This is a genomic window from Streptomyces sp. NBC_00122, from assembly GCF_045160845.1.
Classification (GTDB): domain Bacteria; phylum Actinomycetota; class Actinomycetes; order Streptomycetales; family Streptomycetaceae; genus Streptomyces.
In genome coordinates, this window is record NZ_CP108191.1 from 5,950,181 (window position 1) to 5,969,134 (window position 18,954).

Below are 18,954 nucleotides of genomic sequence, written 5' to 3' on the forward strand. Positions count from 1 at the left end.
CGTGCCGGCGCACGACACGCCCCGGGCTCATGCCGCACCGGCATGTGTTGCCGCCGACCCGGCATGAACGCCCCCGCCGGGTCACGTAGTTGTTCACCCGGTGGCCCTTACGGGTGCAACCCCGCGCCGTTACCGTCCGGTCATGACCCCCACGCTCGCGCAACTCCGCTACCTCGTCGCCGTGGCCGACTGCCGGTCCATCACAGGAGCCGCCGCGGCCGTGTTCGTCGCCCAGTCCGCGCTGTCCCGTGCCGTCCAGGCGATGGAGCGCGACCTCGGTGTCGAACTTCTCGCACGCCGGGGAAGGGGGGTGGACCTCACGCCGGAGGGGGCCCGGGTCGTCCGGCTGGCCCGCACCGTGCTCAACGCGGTGGAGGCCATCGACGACATCGGGACCCCCCACGGCAAGGACTCCCGGGCCGTCCTCACCCTCGTCACCACGCCCACCCTCGCCCTCGACCTGGCCGCCGACCTGGTCACGGCCTTCGCCGAGAGGCATCCCGGCGTGGACGTCAGGATCCAGCAGCACGACAGCCGCGAGGCCCTGGTCCAGGAGCTGAACCTGGGGCGCTCCGAGCTGGCGCTGGTGGACCTGCCCGTCGACAAGGAGCTCTCCACCCACCACATCCAGGAGCGCGAGGTGGTACTGATCTCGCCGATCGGCTCCCGGCTGCCCGACCCGCTGCCGCTGCGCATGCTCGACGGACTGCCGATGGTGCTGCCCACCCCGGGAACCGGCCGGCGCACCGAGATGGAGGCCATGTTCAGCTGCCTGGGCGTGCGGCCCGTACCCTCCCTCGAGGTCGACGAGCGCCTCGCCTGGGTGACCGGCGTGACGGACGGCCGCGGCTCCCTCATCTGGTACCGCGACGTGGTGTCGAGGGCCTTCGGCAGCAGGGCGGAGATCCGCTCCTTCACACCGTCCCTGCTGCGCCCGGTGGGCATCGCGCACGCCCGGCGGCCGCTGAGCCGCGCGGCCCGCGCCTTCATCGCGCACGCGGGGCGCACGGCACCCGTACGGGAACCGGTGCGCTGACCAGACATGCCGGCTCGGCATTGAACAATGCTCGAACGGGAGGCGGTTGGGCCTGGTGCCACGTACTCACGTGCCATCACATGGTGGGCATGCCCCGACTCCTGACACCCCCACGGGCCGCCGCCCTCGCGACCGCGGCCCTCGCCACGCTCCTGTCCGCGACGGCCTGGGTGGCCACCGCCACCGCCTCGCCCGCCTCCTCGGCCACGCCCAGCCCGGCCGCGCCCGTCCACGCGGCCGCCGGCACCTTGGCGCCGGAGAAGAAGTGCGCCCTCCCCGGCGGCCTGGCCGAGCTGAGCGGCCTCGCCATGAGCCGCCGCCACCCGGGCGTCTTCTACGCCGTCAACGACAGCGGCAACACCAACCAGGTCTTCGCGATCGACTGCACCAACGCCACCGGCCGGCTCGCGGCCACGTTCACCGTCTCCGGCGTTGGCAACACCGACTGGGAGGGGCTGGCGATCGGCAAGGACGCGAGCGGCGGGCCGACGGTCCTGGTCGGCGACATCGGGGACAACTTCAGCGGCCGCGCGGAGATCACCGTGCACGCGTTCGCCGAGCCCGAGCGGCTCGCCGACGCCGCGGTCACGCCGGCCACCTACCGGTTCGCCTACGCCGACGGCCGGCACGACGCCGAGTCCCTGCTCGCCGACCCCGTCACCGGACGGCTCTACGTCGCGAGCAAGGTCATCGGAGCGGCGGGCCAGCTGTACCAGGCACCGCTCCCGCCGGTGACGGGGCAGCTCAACACCCTCACCGCGGTCCGGCCGGGCCCCGTGTTCGCCACCGACGGGGCGTTCTCGCCGACGGGAGCCTCGTACTCCCTGCGCAGCGGCGGACCGCTGGGCGCCAACACGGCCTCCGTGTACGACACCTCGGGAGCCAAGCTCGCGGACGTCGCGCTCCCCGCCCAGTCTCAGGGGGAGACGGTGACGTACGCCGATTGCGCGAGCCTGCTCGTCGGGTCGGAGAACGATACCCAGATCTGGCGGGTGCCGCTGCCGCCGGAGGCCGCCCCGGACTGCGGCACCACACCGACACCGACCCCCACCCCCACGCCGACCCCCACTCCCGGGCATCTGAAGCTCGCCAACCCGGGCCCGCAGACGTGCAAGTTCAACCAGTCCTGCGCCATCCAGCTCACCGCCACCGGCGGAAAGCCCCCCGTCCGGTACGCGGCCACCGGCCTGCCGTGGGGTCTGACCCTCGACAGCGCCACCGGACGGGTCACCGGCAAGCCCTGGGGCAGCGGCACGGTCCAGGTCACCGCCGCCGTCACCGACTCCGCCGGGGGCACCGCAGGCACGGCATTCGCACTGACCGTCAACTGGTTCTGAGACGGGGCGGGGCGGGCTTGTACAACCCGCCCCCCAAGCCGCACTGTTGACCGAGTCTCGTTCATCAGGTCAGGAGAGCCGGCTTGTCGTCCCACATTTCTTCCGCCCCGCACGCTTCGGACACCCCGCACGTCATCGACCCCGCGGGCGGCTGCCCGCACGCCCTGAACGCCCGGCTGCGTGCCCAGGGCGCCGTGGCGGAGGTCGTACTGCCCGGCGCGGTGCCCGGCGCGGTCGTCCTCGGGCACGAGGCGCTGAAGGAGTTCCTCGCCCACCCGGACGTGGCCAAGGACGCGCGGCACTTCCCGTCCCTGCACGACGGCACCATCCCCCCGGACTGGCCGCTGCGGGTCTTCGCCAACGCCCAGGGCATGCACACCGCCGACGACGCCGACCACCGCCGGCTCCGCTCGCTGGTCGGCAAGGCCTTCACGGCCCGCCAGGTCGAACGGCTGCGGCCCCGCATCGAGGAGCTGACCGCAGGACTCCTCGACGACCTCGGCCGGGCCGCGGCCGAGACCCCGGACGGGGTCGCCGACCTGTATGCGCACTTCGCGCTCCCGCTCCCGATGAACGTCATCTGCGAGCTGCTCGGCGTGGACCCCGAGCACCGGGGCCGACTGCACCACCTGACCAACACGGTGATCATCGCGACCGACATCACCCCGGCCGAGAAGATGGCCGCGCTCCAGGAGCTCGTCGCCCTCATCGGCACGATCGCGGCCGCCCGGCGGGCGGCTCCCGGGGAGGACCTCACCAGCGGTCTGATCGCCGCCCGCGAGGACGACGGCGACCGGCTCAGCGAGGCCGAACTCATCGGAACCATGCGGCTGATGCTCGTCGCGGGCCACGAGACCACCCTCAACCTCATCACCAACGCCGTCCGCGCCCTGTGCGCCCACCGCGACCAGCTCGCCCTCGTCCTGGACGGGAAGGCCACCTGGTCGGACGTGGTGGACGAGACACTGCGCTGGGACGGCCCGGTCAGCTGGTTCCCCTTCCGCTACCCCACGCGCGACCTGACCGTCGACGGCACCGTGATCCCGCAGGGCACCCCGGTGCTCGCCGGATACACCGCGGCCGGCCGCGACGAGGCCTTCCACGGCCCGGACGCCGACCGGTTCGACATCACGCGTCCCACGGCCGCCCGTCACCTCTCCTTCGGCCACGGAGCGCACTACTGCATGGGCGCCCCGCTCGCCCGGCTGGAGGCCACGATCGCGCTGGAGCGGCTCTTCACCCGCTTTCCCGACCTCGATCTCGCGGTCCCCGAGGCCGAACTCCCGCACCAGCGCAGCTTCATAAGCAACAACGTCCAGTCGCTGCCGGTCCGCCCGGTCCGGCCGTAGGACCCGGGCTCCGCCGGCCGCCGGGACCCGATCCCGGCGGGCGGCGCGTCACCCCAGGCCGTCACCCCAGGTTCACGGGCCGCTCCGGGGCCAGATGGTTGGCGATCGCCTCCAGGACGTTCGAGCTGGCGTTCTGGACGGTGCTGCCGAGGCCCTGGGTCGCCACCGTGGCGATGGCGATCTTCTTGGACGGCAGGTACGCGACCGTGCCCGCGTAGCCGGCGAAGGACGGGTTCTGGAGGATCCAGGTGTTCTGCACCGGCAGACCCAGGGCGAACCAGGCGTTCCCCTTGATCTTCACGACGGGGGTGAGCTGAACCTTGTGCGACTCGGGCGTCAGCAGCTTCCCCTCGCCGATCGCCGCGAAGGACTTCGCCATGTCCTCCAGCGTTCCGGTCATCACCGCGCCCTCCGCCATCGTCCACGACGGATTCCAGTAGGTGGCGTCCTCGAACACGCCCCGCTCGTTGTCGAAGCCGTGGAGCACCGGCGCGGGGATCTCGGCCCTGGACGAGATGTCGGTGTGGGTCAGGCCCATCGGCCCGAGGACGTCCTCGCGCATCACCTCACCCAGGGGCTTGCCCCTCATCCTGGAAATGATGTCGCCCAGGATCACCCAGTTGGCGTGCGAGTAGGCGAAGCCCGAACCGGGGGGCAGCACCAGGGGCTTGGAGACCGCGATCTGCACGCGCTCCTCACCCGTCCAGAACTGGAAGGGGTCCTTGTACAGATCGGCGATGAAGGCCTTGTCCGTGACGTAGTCCGCGTACCCGGAGGAGGCGGAGGCCAGCATCTTCAGCGTGATCTCGTCCGCGTGCGGAAGGTCCGGGCGCCAGCGGGAGATCTTGTCGTCGAGCGTGACCTTGCCCTCGTCGACCAGCTTCAGCAGCTCGGTCGTCATATAGGGGATCGCGACCGAGCCGATGCGAAGGCGCATGTCCGTCGTCGCGGGGAAGCCCGTCACCGTCTCCCCGGCCGCGGCGGCCGAGACCCGCTCGCCGTCGACCCACACCTCGGCCATAGCCGCGGTCAGTTTGTACTTCTTGAGCGCGTCGGCCACCTGCTGCCTGGTGAAGGCCGCGGTATCGGCCGGAATGCAGGTGCCGCCTCGGGACACCTGGCCGGCCGGGCACTGCTTCGCGGCGCTCTCGGCCCGGCTGAGGGTGCAGCCGGGCGCCAGCGCGGCGCCCAGAAGAAGGTGCACGCAGGTGAGGGTGAAGGTCTTGGAACTGCGCACGGTGGTGCCTCCATGCAGGTCGAAGGCGAAGTTCCCCCATTCCGCGATTGCAGGCCTCGTCTCGCAGGCTAACCGGGGGTGTCGCCCGCCGCGCTCCGGAAGCGCTCCGGGAGTGACGGCCGACACCCGGTGCTGTGACCGGCGACAGCACCGGCTGCTAAGCGGCCTCCAGCGGGGATTCACCTTGTCGGCGTGGTGCGGAAGCCTCCGTACCCGGTTTCCCGGGGCGGGTCCGCTCGGCCCATGCGGCCACCGGAGGTCCTGCCGCGCCCAGACCCGCGAAGAACAGGCCGAGGAGCAGCCATCCCGTGTGTCCGAGCGCAAGGACTGCCCCGGTAAGGATGACAGGGGCGAGGGCTTGGCCCGCGTGGAAGCCGATGCCGAAGAGTCCCTGATACTGCCCTTGGGCATGGTCGGGTGCGAGGCCGAAGCCGAGCGCGTAGCCGCCCGACGACTCCCACACCTCTCCGACGCTGTGGACGCACACGGCGAGGACGGCGAGCGCCGGCGCGACCCACGCGGGAACATCGGCTGTCAGTGCCATCAACGGACAGCTGATGAGGAACAGGAGCCCGGCGCGGCGGAAGGCGCGGCCGCCCTGTCGTGGGGTCTCCACCTTGGAGCCAAGTCTGCTCTGGAGCAGTACGCAGACGCCGCTGTTGATCGCGTAGACCGCTGCCACGGTCCAGCGCGGTGCGTCGGTGTGGGCGGTGAGCCAGATCGGCAGCAGCAGGGAGACGGTCTGGTACTGCAGGCCCATGGCACTGTAGAGCGCGACGAAGGACACGTACGGCCGGTCGGCCAGGACGGACCACTGACGGTGTTCCTTGGGCCGGGGCAGAGGCCGGTAGTCCGGGACGCCCAGGAACGCGATCAGTCCGGCGCAGGCGAAGCTGGCGGCGTTCGCGAGGATCAGCCCGGTGTAGGCAGGGCGAGTGTCGATCTGGATGGCGAAGGCCGCGCCCAGGGTGCCCACGACGACGCCGAGATTGACGAAGGTCCGGAGTCTGGCCCGGAAGGCGGCGGGATGTTCACCGCCGACCCTTGCGATGAGCGCACCGCCCGCGGCGCCGCCCGCCGTGGCGGCCAGCCGGTCCAGAGCGGCGACGAGCGTGAACGCGAGCCAGCTGTCGATGAAGACGAATGCCGCCATGGTGGCGGCCTGCAGGGCGAGGGAAACCAGCCAGATCGTGCGTGGCCCGTACCGGTCGGCGAGATTCCCCGCCGGTATGCCGGCCGCCAAGCCGCACAGGCCGGCGATCGTCAGACCCGCCCCTACCTGCGTGGCGGGCAGGTGCACCACGAACGTGAAGTAGAGGATGGCAGCGGTGTTGAAGAGACCATTGCCCACCCTGCTGACGAAACTGGCGGTGATCAGAGCTCGCTGCGGACCGGAAGCCGCCCCGCTGGGTATCCGTTGCCCTAACCCGCTCTTGATCATGTCGATCAGGCTAACAGGGGCACTTCGTGGCGTCGGCAGTCGATTTCACCAGCCCGCGCCCGGCGGCGCGAGCTCCGACGCCCATCAGGCCCCACCCGAACCGGGCCCGGCCGACCGGCGGGCCGGTCATCGCCCCGGCCTCCTGCCCGGCGCCGGTGCCGAGCAGGTCGTCCCAGGCGGAGTGGAACCCGAAGCTCCACGGCTCACACACCCGGTCCGACCCGCACCGTCACCGCGTGCCAGCCGGTCGCCCCGTCGGGCAGGGTCCCGGTGCGTTCCCCCGTCTGAGGGGTGCCCGTGCCGTCCGTGGCGCGGACCTCCAGGGTGTGCCGGCCTGCGGTCGCCTGCCACGGCCACACCCACTGGCGCCACGTGTCGGCGCCGTCCGAGGCCCCCAGCCGCGCCTCGTGCCAGGGGCCGCCGTCCACGCGTAGCTCGACCCGCGCGATCCCCCGGTGCTGCGCCCACGCCACCCCTGCGACCGCGACCGGGCCCGGCGCGAGCGTCGAGGACGGGCGGGGGGTGTCGATCCGCGACTGCGTCTTGACCGGGCCCATCGCCGCCCAGGACCGGCGCACCCAGTACGCGTCGTACGCGGCGAAGGTGGTCAGACGCAGCTCGCTCAGCCATTTGCAGGCGGAGACGTATCCGTACAGGCCCGGTACGACCATCCGGACCGGGAACCCGTGGGCGAAGGGCAGCGGCTCGCCGTTCATCCCGACGGCCAGCAGCGCGTCCCGTCCGTCCATCACCGTCTCGACGGGCGTGCCGAGCGTCATGCCGTCCACCGAGCGCGACACCAGCTGGTCGGCCGGCCCGCCCTGGGACGGCGGCCGTACGCCGGCCTCGCGCAGCAGGTCCGCGAGGCGGACGCCGAGCCAGCGGGCGTTGCCCGCGTACGGCCCCCCGACCTCGTTGGACACACAGCAGAGGGTGATGTCGTGTTCGACCAGGGGGCGGGCGAGCAGCTCCCGCAGATCGAGGACGAGGGGCTTCGCGACCCCCTCCCCGTAGATCCGCAGGCGCCAGGTGTCCGCGTCCACGCGCGGGACGACCAGGGCGGTGTCCACGCGGTAGAAGTCCTGATTGGGCGTGATGAAAGGGGAGATGCCGGCCACCGGGAGATCCGCTCCGGCGGGGACCGGTGGCGCGGGCACGGCGGGCGGGGGGAGACGGAAGCGGGCCCGGGAGGCCGTCGCTCCGGCGGAGCCGTATGCGCCGAGGCGCCGCCCGGCGAGGCCGGCCGCGGCGGAGACCGCGAGGGTGACGGCGACCAGCCGCCCGAAGCCGCGGCGGTCCATCGTCCAGGCGCCGCCGGGCGCAGTCCCGGCAGGCCGGGGCCGATTCGCCGCCGTGACCAGCAGGTACAGCACTCCGGCCGAGGCCGCGCCGCCCACCAGCGACGGCAGCGCGTCCCGCCAGGACGCCGCCGGCCGACCGAGCGCGGCCGCCGCCCCCAACAGCCCGAAGCCGGCGGCGACGGCCATCCCGGCGCGGAGGTGGCGGACGGCGAGCATCCCGGCCCCGGCGGCGACCACGCCCAGCACGGCGACGATGCCGAGCGTCAGCACCAGCTTGTCGGCGGTGCCGAAGGACCGGATCGCCCACTCCTTGACGGCCGCGGGCGTACGGTCGACCACGGCCGCGCCGACGGCAGTGACCGGGGAGGACTCGGGCCGGACGGCGGCCGCGGCCAGCTCGGCCAGGGCCAGTCCCGCGGCGGCGGCCACCAGCCCGCTGACCGCTCCGGCGAACAGCCGCCGCCGACGCCCCGGGTCTGCCTTCGCACGGTCCATCGGGGTTCACCGTTCCGTCGTTGTGCCGACACCCCACGGTAGGTCAGCCCCCGGCGACACCGCCTGCGGCAGGGCCGCCGTCCGCCTCGGGGATCCGGGCGCGCGGAAGCACGCCGTCGTCGACGGTCAGGTCCTCCCGGACGCCCTCGTCCCAGCCGCGGTCCGGCATCACCCGCCGCTTGCGGAGCTCCACCACCCCCTCGGCGAGCAGTAGGGCTGGGGCTTGCTCCTGTTCGGTCTCGGACATGCCCCCGATCCTTTCCGGACCCGCCCCGTCCGAGGGAGCGCCCGGTGCGCGCTCCCTCGGACGAGGAGGGATGTTCCCCCGACAGAGTGACGATCACCCGATAAAGCGATGATCACTTCGTTCGGGGGTGTACGTCAGTCCGCCGCCGCCGCCGCGGCCGCGGCCGGGAGGGACGCGGCGATCCCGGCCGCCAGGCCGTACGGGTCCCCGCTCGGCCGGACCGGATGCCGGGTGGTCCGCCGGGCCCACTCCTCCTCGAAGGCGTGCCAGTCGATCGCGCGCGGCGCGGCCCGCCGGACCAGCGCCTCCTTCAGCGAGTCGAAGTACGCGTCCCACCTGGGGGCGTACAACTCCGAGATCAGGCCGCTCCATTCACGGTTCGCGTAGTCGTGCAGGAAGCCGCCCTCACTGGTGCCGCGCAGGCCCCACACACTGAGGATCGAGCGGGCGTCGTACTCGTACCGGTCCTGCTCGGCCCGGTCGGCGCCCGAGGAGCGGGCCCGGTCGAGCCAGCGGCCGAGCAGGAAGTTCGGGTCGCTGCCGGTGACCGCGTCCAGCTTCCGCTCCCCGTCCCGCCACTCGTCGGTCAGGTCGCGGAAGAGGGCCAGGTTCCCGGCCTCGTACGCCGCCCTGATCTTCGGGAGCAGTACCCGCGAGTGGTTGGCGAGCGCCTGCCGGGCGGTGTCCACGAGGTCGAACCGATAGGCGCTGGAGGTACGCAGCCGCGGATCCACCCTGAGCAGGTGGTCCAGTGCCCGGCGGACCGAACCGGCCGGATAGCGCACCGACTTGGGGCTCCAGTACGCCGCCCCGGCCGCGGTCAGGCTCGGCCGGGCGGTGAACAGGCTGTCCTGCGACTCCGACCACAGCCCCGACGAGGTGCTGTACGGGCCCTTGCGCAGCTCCTCCCACGCCGCCGCGGCCTCGGCGTCCGGCCGGCCGTAACGGCGGGCCGCGAAGCCGGCGAACCACCGGCGCTGGTCGATCGGCCCCGGCTCCCAGGCCAGGTCGGTGAACAGGTCGAAGGCGGCCGGATTGGTCCCGGTCGCCTCCGGCAGGTAGGCGATCCCGGTGAGCGCGCTGTTGCTCTTGGCGCGCCAGGGGCCGAAGCGCTCGATCCACACGGAGGTGTTCGCCCCGATGGTGGTGTGCCCGCCGAAGTTGTAGATGGTGCCCATCGCGTAGGGAGCGCCGCCCCAACGGGTTTCGCGGTCCAGCCGGTTGTACCGGTCCGACAGACCGTCCAGGATCAGCAGCTTCGAGGTGTCCACGCCGGCCAGGAGTTCCGCCGTCGGGTCGTCCTGCCAGCCGAGCACTGCCCACAGCGCGCCCGGGTGGGCGGCGTGCAGGGCGGCCTGGACCGCCCCCGCGGCGGACTTCACGTCCACCGGGCCCGTCCGGCCGCCCTCGTGCAGCGGGCTCATCCGGTACATCGTGCTGTCCCCGAACACCGCCCGCTGCTCCGCGTAGTACGCGGCGGCCAGCTTCCCGAACGCCGGTGAGGCCGGGTCCAGCCAGTCCGGCCGGTCGAAGCCCGCCCAGTCGCCCTGCGGCACGGTGGCCGAGTCCGGGTTGCGGGCGGCGAACTCCGGCGGCACGGTGCCGAAGTAGCCGGGCAGGACCGGGGTCATGCCGAGCCCGCGCAACTGGTCCGCGATCCGGCCGCCCAGCTCGGCGCGCTCGCGCATCAGCCGCTCCGAGACCGGGCCGCCGAAGCCGCTGAGGTTCTGCAGCAGCCACCAGCTCTGGTGGCCGGGGCCGGGGATCCACCGGCGCAGTTCCTCGGCGGAGTAGCCGAAGCCCTGGAGCGCCCGGTAGTACGGGTACTCGGCGCCGACCTGCACGAACACCTCGTTGATGCCGTGCAGGGCGAGCAGGTCGATCTGCCGCTGGTGCTCCTCGAAGGAGCGGTACGGGCCGGAGTACCCGTCGTCGGTGTCGTTGAGCGCGTACCGGTGCGGTACGAGCGCGCTGCGGGTGACCGGGGCCGGGACCTCCGGCAGTTCGGCGGGGAGCATGCCGATGCTGTCGCCGGGCCAGCCGATGTCGGCTCCGGCGACGTGCTGGAGGTACCAGCCGACACCGGTGAGCAGGGTGGCTCCGGTGCTGCCGCGCACGGTGATCGCGCCCGGCGTTCCGGAGACGGTGAAGGTGTCGGCGGCGGCCGCCGAGTCGGGCACGAGGGTGAACTGTCCTGCGTGGCGCGGCAGCAGCCGCTGCAGGGAGGCCCGCGCGGGCGCGACGTCGAAGGTCCGGGGGCGCGGCGCGGCCGGCGGCTGGGCGCCGCGCGCGCGGAGGCGTACGGGCAGGCCGGCCCGGCCGGGCCCGGCCGGGTGCGCGCCGTCCCGCGCGTCGCCGTGTACGTCGGCCCGTACGGGCGGCCGCGCGCCCGGGGCGGTGGCGCCGGGCGCGGGCCCCGCGCAGACCAGGGCGAGCAGCGCCGCGGGGAGGGCGGCGAGGGCGACCGGGCGGGGGACGGGCAGGCGCCCGCGTCGTGGTGCGGGCGCGGGCGCGCGCTTGAGCTCGGGGCCGGGGCGAGAGCCGGGGTCGGGGTTCGGGTCGGGCTCGGGCATTGGTCTCCGGTTCGGCGTCGGGTCCGGGTTCGGGTGCGTCATCCGTCCGCCGTCAGACCGGCAGGGCCCAGGCCTGGTCGACCCGGTGGTCGCCGCAGGGGGCCAGCCGCAGCCGTGCGGCCGGGGCGTCCGGGGTGGCGGCCGCGGCCGGGGCCGTCAGGCACAGTCCGCTCGCCTCCTCGACGAGCGCCCCGTCGCGGCGGTGTGCCCAGCTCTGGCCCCGCTGCCCGGCCTCCGCGGGCGCGCAGTCCGCCAGCTCCACCAGGCCGTCCTCGCCGGCCGAGAGGCACTCGCCGGCCAGCCGCAGGCGCGCGTCGCCGCCCGCGCTCCACCGCTGGTCGGGGGCTCCGGTGCACGTCCCCATGACGACCGCGCCGACACCGGTGGTGTTGGCCCCGTCGGCGCACTTGGCGCCGTCACCGACGATCTGCCCGGTCGGCACGGCCTGGGCGCAGCCGCGCGGGGTGAGCCGCCAGACGGCCGTGTCGTGACCGGCCAGCCTCCCGGTCAACGTCTCGGAGACCTCCCGGCGTTGCCCGCTCCACAGGTCCCGCGCGTCGGCCGTGCAGGACGGCAGCCCGATCTCGTCGAGCGGCACGTTGATGTCGCGGGCGGCGCCCGAGCGGTTGAGCACGGCCACCGCGCGGTCGCCGTTCGCGAGCGGCCGGACCAGGATCTCGAAGGTCGCGTTCGAGGAGACCACCGCTCCCTGACGGCCCATGGGGTCCTGGTCCAGCTCGATGAGCCGGGTGTTCCCGAGGGCGGCGAGCCCGCCCGGTGTCAGGTGGGAGACCTCGGAGGACAGGATGAAGGGGGCCGCCATCATGGCCCACAGGGCGACCTGGCTGCGGCTCTCGGCGTCACTGAGTCCGGGGGCGCCCGCGATCAGGAAGTCGGGGTCGTTCCAGTTGCCGGGGCCCGCGTACCGGCCCAGCCAGCGGTTGTAGCCGTAGTTGCCCATCACCGAGCTCCACCGGGACGTGGCGGGGGTGGCGGGGTTGTACACCTTGATGTCCCGGCCCTCGCGCCACAGCTGGCCGGTCTCGCCGACCCACCCGAGGACCTTGTGCCAGTCGGAGCCGCCCCATTCACCCTGCTGGAAGTAGGCGGGCGCGGAGGCCGACAGCACCATGTCCCGGCCGCTCGCTCGCAGGGCCGAGGCGACGGCGTTGTACGCGTCCCGGTAGGCCTGTTCCTTCGTCCTGCCCTCCGGTACCCACAGGTTGCAGCCGTCCATCTTGACGTAGTCGACGTCCCAGGAGGCGAACTGCCGGGCGTCCTGCGCGTAGTGGTCCGCGCCGCCGCCCTGGGGGGCGCCGCTTCCCGGGTACTTCTCGCAGGTGAGGGAGCCGGCGTCCTGGTAGATGCCGAACTTCAGGCCCTTGGCGTGCAGGTGGTCGCCGAGCCAGGCCATGCCGTGCGGGAACTTCTCCTCGTCGACGACCAGCGCGCCCCGCGCGTCGCGGCTCTTGGTCATCCAGCAGTCGTCGACGGTCACCGTGTCGTAGCCCTTGGCGGCGAGCCCGGTGGACACGAGCGCGTCGGCGTTCGCGACGACCTTGGCCTCGTCGATGTCGCACATGTAGTGCGCCCAGTTGTTCCAGCCCATGGGCGGGGTGAGTGCGAGCGGGGTGTCGGAGGTCGCGGTGGGCTCGGCCCCCGCCGGGGCGGGTGAGAGCGCCAGGGCGAACAGGGCGGCCGCGGTCAGACAGGGGAGCGAGGTGCGCAGGCGAGGCGGCACGGAGTCTCCTTGACGTGGACGTGGGGCAGTGGGGCAGTCGTGCGCCCAGTGCAGCGACGCGACTACCCGCTGTCAACGGAAGTCGATGAATATCCGCCAATGACCAGCAATATGGCCGCAGTCGATGACGCACTAAGGGTGTGATACGGCGTATGTTACGGTGTATCTCATGCCGAGGAGATCAGCCGCCCTGGACCGGGCCACCCCCGACGCGATCGCCGTCGCCGCCCTGCGCATCCTCGACGAGGAAGGGCCCGCCGCCCTGAGCTTCCGCGCCCTCGCCGACCGGCTCGACGTCTCCCACGCCACCGTCCAGCGCCGCTGCGCCGACCTCGCCGGACTGCTGGACCTCTGCACCGAGCACCTGGCCGCGCAGCTCCCCGACGTCCCCGCCGGAACGGACTGGGCGGACGCCGCCGAGCAGCGGTTCGGCGCGCTGTACCGGCTGCTCACCGCCCACCCCGGGCTGCTCGTCCTGCGCGGCGGCCGCCCCTGGCTCGGGCGGCAGCTGCTGGCCCGGCTCGTGGAACCCGCGCTCGCCGACAGCGTGGCCGCGGGGATGACCGCCGCCGAGGCGATGACCGTCTACCGCCGCATGTACCTGCTCACCCTGGGCAGCGCGGCCTTCGTGGACCACCGGGACCCGGCCGGAGCCACCGCCGCCTCCCGGGCGGCCCTGGCCGCGCTGGACCCGGCCGAGTTCCCGGTGCTCACGGGCGGGCTGGCCGACGTACTGCCGCCGCTGACGGACCACGAGGTGTACTACGGCGCCCTGCGCCAGCTGATCGAGGCCGCCCGGCCCGCCCGGCCGCCCGCCGGGCCCACCGCCTGACGAGGAGACCGACCATGCAACCGGAACAGCAGCTCGACTACGCCGCCGTACGCGCCGCCGCCGACCGGATCGCCGGAGCGGTACGCCCCGTCGCCGTGGCCCCGGCGGCCCAGGGCGTCTGGTACGCGCTGGAACACCTCCAGCACACCGGCTCCTTCAAGGCCCGCGGCGCGCGCAACTTCCTCGCCGCCCACCGCGAGGCCGGCACCCTCCCGGAGGCCGGCGTCACCATCGCCTCCGGCGGCAACGCGGGCCTCGCCTGCGCCTGGGCGGCCCGCGCGCAGTCCGTGCCCGCGACCGTGTTCCTGCCCGTGGGCGCCCCCCGGGTGAAGGTGGAACGGCTGCGCGGGTACGGGGCCGAGGTACGGCTCGTCGGCGACCGGTACGCCGAAGCGCTGGCCGCCTGCGAGGAGTTCGCCGCCGCGAGCGGAGCCCTGAGCAGCCACGCCTACGACCACCCGCTCATCGCGGCGGGCGCCGGGACCCTGCTCGACGAGGTCCGGGCCGCCCTGCCCGGGCTGGACACCGTGGTCGTAGCCGTCGGCGGCGGCGGACTGTTCGCCGGGGTCGCCACCGCCGCCCGTGAACACGGCGTACGGGTGGTCGCCGCCGAGCCGGAGAACTGCCGGGCCCTGAACGCGGCCCTGGCGGCGGGCCGCCCGGTCGACGTCGCCGTGGACTCCGTGGCCGCCGACTCCCTCGGGGCCACCCGGGTCTCCTGGGACGCGCTGGCCGCCGCGCAGGACGAGGCCGTGCGGTCGGTCCTGGTCCCGGACGGGGCGATCACGGCCGCCCGGCGCGCGCTCTGGGAGGAGCACCGGCTCGTGGTCGAGGCGGGCGCGGCCACCGCGCTGGCAGCGCTGCGCGACGCGTCGCGGCCGCTGGGCGAGCGGGTCGCCGTGATCCTCTGCGGGGCCAACACGGACCCCGCGGACCTGGTGGTCCCCGGGATCTGAGCCCGGCCCGGACGGACGACGATCGTCGCGGCGGCCGACGACTTTCGAGGACAGCCCCGGGCCCGCCCGTTTGTGAGGGTTCGTAGTGTCCAGGCGACGGCCGCCGGACGCGACGAACGACACGGAGGAACGGGCGTGGCACAGCGCAAGGGTTGTCTGATCGGCTGCGGGGTGGCGCTGGTGCTGGGCATCGGCCTCGCCGCGGTCGCGGTCTTCGGCATTTACAAGTTCATGGACAAGACCCTGGTCGACCCCAAGGTCTACGAGGCCGTGAAGACCGGTGACCCGGAGAGCGAGGTCCGCGCCAAGCTCCCGTCGGGCGAGTCCCTCGCCAAGAGCGTCCTCAAGGAGGACGGTCCGGCCCAGCCGGAGGGCAGCACCTGCTCCTGGTACATGTCCAGCGGCGACCCCAAGAACGGCAAGGAGACGGTGCTGCGCTTCTGCTTCAAGGACGGCAAGCTCGCCGAGAAGGCCGAGTACCCGATGGAGTAGGGCCGGTGCGCGTCCGCGGCCCGCGGCGGGGACACGGTCAAGCCAGGTGCTTGCATCCGGTACCCAGGTACGCCGTGCTGCACACTGCCCACCGAGGAGCGGCCCCTGCGGGTCGCGGAGTGGGACGCTCTGCTCGACGAGCGCCTGACGTGGCTGTCCCGGCCCGGGCGTCTGGGTGTGCGCCTTGAGCTGAGCGGCGGGCCGGGTGTCGAGGAACGAGTGCGTGAGCTCGTGGCACGCGAGGCCGGCTGCTGCTCGTTCTTCACCTTCACCGCTGCCGTCGAGGCGGGCTGCGACGACCTCACCGCCCGCGTCGGCAGTGCCTGCCGCCCGCTCCCCTTCACCGACCTCGCCGAGGAGAACCGCCATGCCGCACCCCGCTGCTGACCGGCGCCCCCGGCGCACCCCGAAAGGCCGCGGAGCTAAAGCGGTTTCGCGGTGCACCGGTAAAGCGCATTAGTCGGGTCGCCGTGAACCGTCGATAAGGAGTCACATCGTGACGGTTGGCCAGCTTCGTTATTGAATCGATATCACGGTCGACCACCTTTGAACTAAAGCGCATTAGTCCAGGTCGTGGCGGGTTGGATCAAGGCCCCCGGGGCCGGTGCGGCGCCGCCGCGCCATTCGGCACACATGTGGCACCGGCCACCGCCGCTCCTGCCTCATTGACGAGGTCTTGCTTTCCGGCGACCGTGGGCACCGCCTCCGGCAACGAGGCCGGACTTCTGCGAAGGCGGCGACGATGACCCGTGCGAAACCGACCCGTATCGCCGTTGCCGCGTTGGCGGCCGGCGTCCTCCTCTCGACCGCCGCGTGTGGCATGGGCGGCGGCTCCGGGGATGTCGAGGAGGCCGCGAAGACCGGCAGAGTGGCGGGTGAGATCACCTTCCGCACGCTCCAGTTGAAGCCCACGTTCACGGAGTACGTACAGGGCGTGATCGACGGCTTCGAGAAGAAGTACCCCGAGGTCAAGGTCACATGGGAGGACGTCCCGGGCGACGGCTACAACGAGAAGCTCGTCGCCGACGCCCAGGCCGGAGCCCTCCCGGACGTGGTCAACCTCTCCACCGACTCCTTCCAGCTCCTCGGCGACCGGGGCATGCTCGCCGACGTCGCCAAACTCGACGGCGCGGTCGCCCAGGAGTACGTGCCGGGCGCCTGGGAGCAGTTCAAACTCCCGGGCAGGGGCGACGGCGTGTACGCGTACCCCTGGTACGTGACCCCGGAGATCCTCACCTACAACAAGGAGCTCTTCGAGAAGGCGGGCCTGAACCCGGCCGAGCCGCCCACCAGCGTGGAGCAGTTCTTCGACTACGCCGAGAAGATCGCCGCCTCGTCCGGCGGCCGGTACTCCGCCTTCATGGCCGACCCCAAGGGCCGGCTGCCCGGTGACTGGCAGAAGATGGGCGTACCCCTCCTCGACGAGAAGCGCGAACGGTTCACCTTCGACACCGCCACGGCCGTCGCGTGGGTGGAGCGGATGAAGGACCTGTACGCCAAGGGCGCCATGCCCAAGGAGTCCCTGCTCAAGTCCGACGACATCAACCAGCTCTACGGCGGCGGAAAGCTCGTCTTCGGCCCCGGCTCCCCGGGCTTCGTCAAGGACATCAAGCGAAACGCCCCCCAGGTCTACGCCGGCACCCAGGTCGCGGGCGCCGTCACGGGCAAGCTCGGCCACATAGGCATCTACGCCCAGTGCCTCGGCATCAAGAAGGACACCAAGCACCTCGACGCGGCGACCGAGTTCGCCAAGTGGGTCACCAACGGTCCCAACCAGGTGGAGTTCTCGAAGAAGGCCACCATCTACCCCTCCAACGCCCGGGGCCTCGCCGACCCGTACTTCGCGGACAAGGGCGACGGCAGGGATGCGGAGACCCTCGCCCGCGCGGTCGGCGCCGAGCAGCTGAAGACCGCCGAGCTCGACGCCAACACCCCCGTCCAGTGGACCAACCAGGTGGGCGACGCCGTCGTACGCGAGGTGCAGAAGGCCATCAAGGGCGAACAGGATGCCCGCACGGCGGTGAAGAAGGCCCAGGAGGAGGCCAACAAGCTCCTCGCCGAAGCGGCGCGCAAGTGACGGGCGTCCAAGTGACCGGCGCCGAAACGACCGGCGTGGATGGGACCGGCGTCGAAGTGGCCGGCGCCCGGGACCGCATGCGGCACCGCAGACGGTCGCGGAAGGCGAAGACGGCCATGGAGGCCGACACCGGGCTGGTCCACCGCACCTGGTGGACCCCCTACCTCTTCCTCGCCCCCGGTCTGCTGATGGTGACGCTGTTCAGTCTCTGGCCGTTCGTCAACACCGTGATCCTCTCGCTCACCGACTCCCGGATCCTGCGCGGCGGCACCTTCGTCGGCTTCGACAACTACACCCGGGCCTTCGCCGACCCCGACTTCTGGGTCGCGACCGGCAACAGCGTCCTGTACCTCGTGGTCGTCGTGCCCTGCCTGGTCTTCCTGCCGCTGGCCCTCGCGGTCCTCGTGCAGACGAAGGTCCCCGGCATCGGGTTCTTCCGGTCCGCCTTCTACACCCCGGTGATCGCCTCCGCCGTGGTCGTCGGCCTGATCTGGCAATGGGTGCTGCGGAGCGACGGACTGGTCAACACCGTCTTCCTGAAGCTGCGCCTGGTCTCGGAGCCGGTGCCGTTCCTGACCGACAGCACGATGCTGCTGGTCTCCGCGATGATCGTGACCGTGTGGAAGGGCCTCGGCTACTACATGGTCTTCTACCTGGCGGCCCTCGGGAACGTCTCCGCCTCCCTCCTCGAGGCGGCCGCGCTCGACGGCGCCGGCCCCGTCCGCCGCTTCTTCAGCATCACCGTCCCCCAGGTGAAGCCGATGATGCTGCTGGTCGGCACCCTCTCCGCCATCTCGGCGCTGCGCGTCTTCACCGAGATCTACATCCTCGGCGGCGAGAGCGGCGGTCCCGGCGGCGGCGCCCGCACCCTGCCCTTCCTCATCCGGCAGGTCGGCCTCGGCTTCTCCGGCGAGACGGGCTACGCCTCCGCGATTTCCATCCTGCTGTTCCTCCTGACGCTGGTCTTCAGCCTGCTGGGCCGCCGTCTGTCGAAGGGAGACGAGAGGTGAGGCGCCCCTGGACCGGTCCGGCCGGCCGGTACGCCACGCTGGTGCTGATGCTGGCGGTCATGCTGGGGCCGATCGTGTGGCAGTTCCTGACCTCGATCCGTGGCCGCACGGAGAACGTGTACGACGGGGTGCTGCCCTCGCAGCCCACCCTCGACAACTACGTCCGGGTCGCCGAGTCCTTCCCGCTCCTCCAGTACGTCGGCAACACCCTGATCGTGGCCGTCCTCGCCATCACCTCGAACACGCTGTTCGCGTCGATGGGCGGGTACGCCCTGTCCCGGGCCGCCTGGAAGGGCCGCAAGACCGTCTTCACCGTCCTGGTGGCATCCCTGATGTTCCCCTTCGAATCCGTGATGATCTCGATGTTCCTGACCGTCCGCGGGATGGGTCTGGTCGACACCCTCATCGGTGTCTGGCTCCCCGGCGCGGTCTCCGTCCTCAACATCATGATCATGCGGGCGGCCTTCCTGTCCGTGCCCAAGGAGGTGGAGGAAGCCGCGGTCCTGGACGGCGCGGGCGAATGGGCCCGCTTCACCCGGGTCTTCCTCCCCGCGGCCAAGGGCGCCCTGGCCGTCGTCTGCATCACCAGCTTCATGGGCGCCTGGGACGACTTCCTCTGGCCCCTGCTGGTCCTGACCAACAGCGACAACTACACCCTGCAACTCGGCCTGAAGACCCTGGCCGGCGTCACCACCGTCAACGACCAGCGGCTCATCGCCGCCGGCGCGATGGCCGCGCTCATCCCGATGATGCTCCTCTTCTTCGCCCTCCAGCGTTTCTTCTTCAAGGGCGTGGGCGAGGGAGCGGTCAAGACCTGAGCCGGTCCGTCC

The 18,954-nt window shown here is 72.4% G+C and carries 16 protein-coding genes; 10 read left to right on the forward strand and 6 right to left on the reverse strand.

The window, feature by feature from the left end; translation table 11 throughout:
- The first annotated feature begins 142 nt into the window (after window positions 1-142).
- From OG737_RS27280 to OG737_RS27290, 3 genes are all read left to right on the forward strand, one after another.
- The gene (locus tag OG737_RS27280; RefSeq protein WP_328928860.1) at window positions 143-1,036 is read left to right on the forward strand and encodes a LysR family transcriptional regulator; all 894 of its coding nucleotides are present in this window, start codon (window positions 143-145) and stop codon (window positions 1,034-1,036) included.
- 89 nt (window positions 1,037-1,125) lie between these two features.
- Complete coding sequence (locus OG737_RS27285) at window positions 1,126-2,373, forward strand: Ig domain-containing protein (protein ID WP_328928861.1); 1,248 nt, start codon at window positions 1,126-1,128, stop codon at window positions 2,371-2,373.
- An 83-nt stretch (window positions 2,374-2,456) separates the two neighbouring features.
- Window positions 2,457-3,722: a cytochrome P450 gene (locus OG737_RS27290; protein WP_328928862.1), complete on the forward strand. Its 1,266-nt coding sequence runs from the start codon at window positions 2,457-2,459 to the stop codon at window positions 3,720-3,722.
- A 61-nt stretch (window positions 3,723-3,783) separates the two neighbouring features.
- Here OG737_RS27290 and OG737_RS27295 read toward each other — a convergent pair whose 3' ends face one another.
- The 6 genes from OG737_RS27295 to OG737_RS27320 all read right to left on the reverse strand — a co-directional run bounded on the left by OG737_RS27295 (window position 3,784) and on the right by OG737_RS27320 (window position 12,757).
- Window positions 3,784-4,959: a serine hydrolase domain-containing protein gene (locus OG737_RS27295; RefSeq protein ID WP_328928863.1), complete on the reverse strand. Its 1,176-nt coding sequence runs from the start codon at window positions 4,957-4,959 to the stop codon at window positions 3,784-3,786.
- Between the two features lie 157 nt (window positions 4,960-5,116).
- A complete protein-coding gene (locus OG737_RS27300; protein ID WP_328928864.1) occupies window positions 5,117-6,400 on the reverse strand; it encodes an MFS transporter in 1,284 nt (427 codons plus the stop codon).
- A gap of 203 nt (window positions 6,401-6,603) precedes the next feature.
- A complete protein-coding gene (locus OG737_RS27305; RefSeq protein WP_328928865.1) occupies window positions 6,604-8,196 on the reverse strand; it encodes a molybdopterin-dependent oxidoreductase in 1,593 nt (530 codons plus the stop codon).
- A gap of 43 nt (window positions 8,197-8,239) precedes the next feature.
- Window positions 8,240-8,443, reverse strand: coding sequence for a hypothetical protein (locus OG737_RS27310; RefSeq protein WP_328928866.1), 204 nt, complete (start codon window positions 8,441-8,443; stop codon window positions 8,240-8,242).
- A gap of 134 nt (window positions 8,444-8,577) precedes the next feature.
- A complete protein-coding gene (locus OG737_RS27315) occupies window positions 8,578-11,016 on the reverse strand; it encodes an alpha-N-acetylglucosaminidase TIM-barrel domain-containing protein (protein ID WP_328928867.1) in 2,439 nt (812 codons plus the stop codon).
- 52 nt (window positions 11,017-11,068) lie between these two features.
- Window positions 11,069-12,757, reverse strand: a complete 1,689-nt coding sequence (locus OG737_RS27320; protein WP_328928868.1) for a ricin-type beta-trefoil lectin domain protein — start codon at window positions 12,755-12,757, stop codon at window positions 11,069-11,071.
- A 169-nt stretch (window positions 12,758-12,926) separates the two neighbouring features.
- Here OG737_RS27320 and OG737_RS27325 point away from each other — a divergent pair, with 169 nt between their 5' ends.
- The 7 genes from OG737_RS27325 to OG737_RS27355 all read left to right on the forward strand — a co-directional run bounded on the left by OG737_RS27325 (window position 12,927) and on the right by OG737_RS27355 (window position 18,942).
- A complete protein-coding gene (locus OG737_RS27325; protein WP_328928869.1) occupies window positions 12,927-13,589 on the forward strand; it encodes a TetR/AcrR family transcriptional regulator C-terminal domain-containing protein in 663 nt (220 codons plus the stop codon).
- A 14-nt stretch (window positions 13,590-13,603) separates the two neighbouring features.
- Entirely contained in the window at window positions 13,604-14,545 is a 942-nt protein-coding gene (locus tag OG737_RS27330) for a serine/threonine dehydratase (protein WP_328928870.1), read from the forward strand.
- Window positions 14,546-14,680: 135 nt separating this feature from the next.
- On the forward strand, window positions 14,681-15,037 hold the full coding sequence (locus tag OG737_RS27335; RefSeq protein WP_328928871.1) for a hypothetical protein: 357 nt from the start codon (window positions 14,681-14,683) through the stop codon (window positions 15,035-15,037).
- 219 nt (window positions 15,038-15,256) lie between these two features.
- Complete coding sequence (locus OG737_RS27340; RefSeq protein ID WP_328928872.1) at window positions 15,257-15,424, forward strand: hypothetical protein; 168 nt, start codon at window positions 15,257-15,259, stop codon at window positions 15,422-15,424.
- A 355-nt stretch (window positions 15,425-15,779) separates the two neighbouring features.
- Entirely contained in the window at window positions 15,780-17,114 is a 1,335-nt protein-coding gene (locus OG737_RS27345) for a sugar ABC transporter substrate-binding protein (protein WP_328928873.1), read from the forward strand.
- A 77-nt stretch (window positions 17,115-17,191) separates the two neighbouring features.
- Entirely contained in the window at window positions 17,192-18,124 is a 933-nt protein-coding gene (locus OG737_RS27350; protein WP_328930488.1) for a sugar ABC transporter permease, read from the forward strand.
- Complete coding sequence (locus OG737_RS27355; RefSeq protein ID WP_328928874.1) at window positions 18,121-18,942, forward strand: carbohydrate ABC transporter permease; 822 nt, start codon at window positions 18,121-18,123, stop codon at window positions 18,940-18,942. Before OG737_RS27350 ends, OG737_RS27355 begins: the two co-directional genes overlap by 4 nt.
- The last annotated feature ends 12 nt before the right edge of the window (window positions 18,943-18,954 follow it).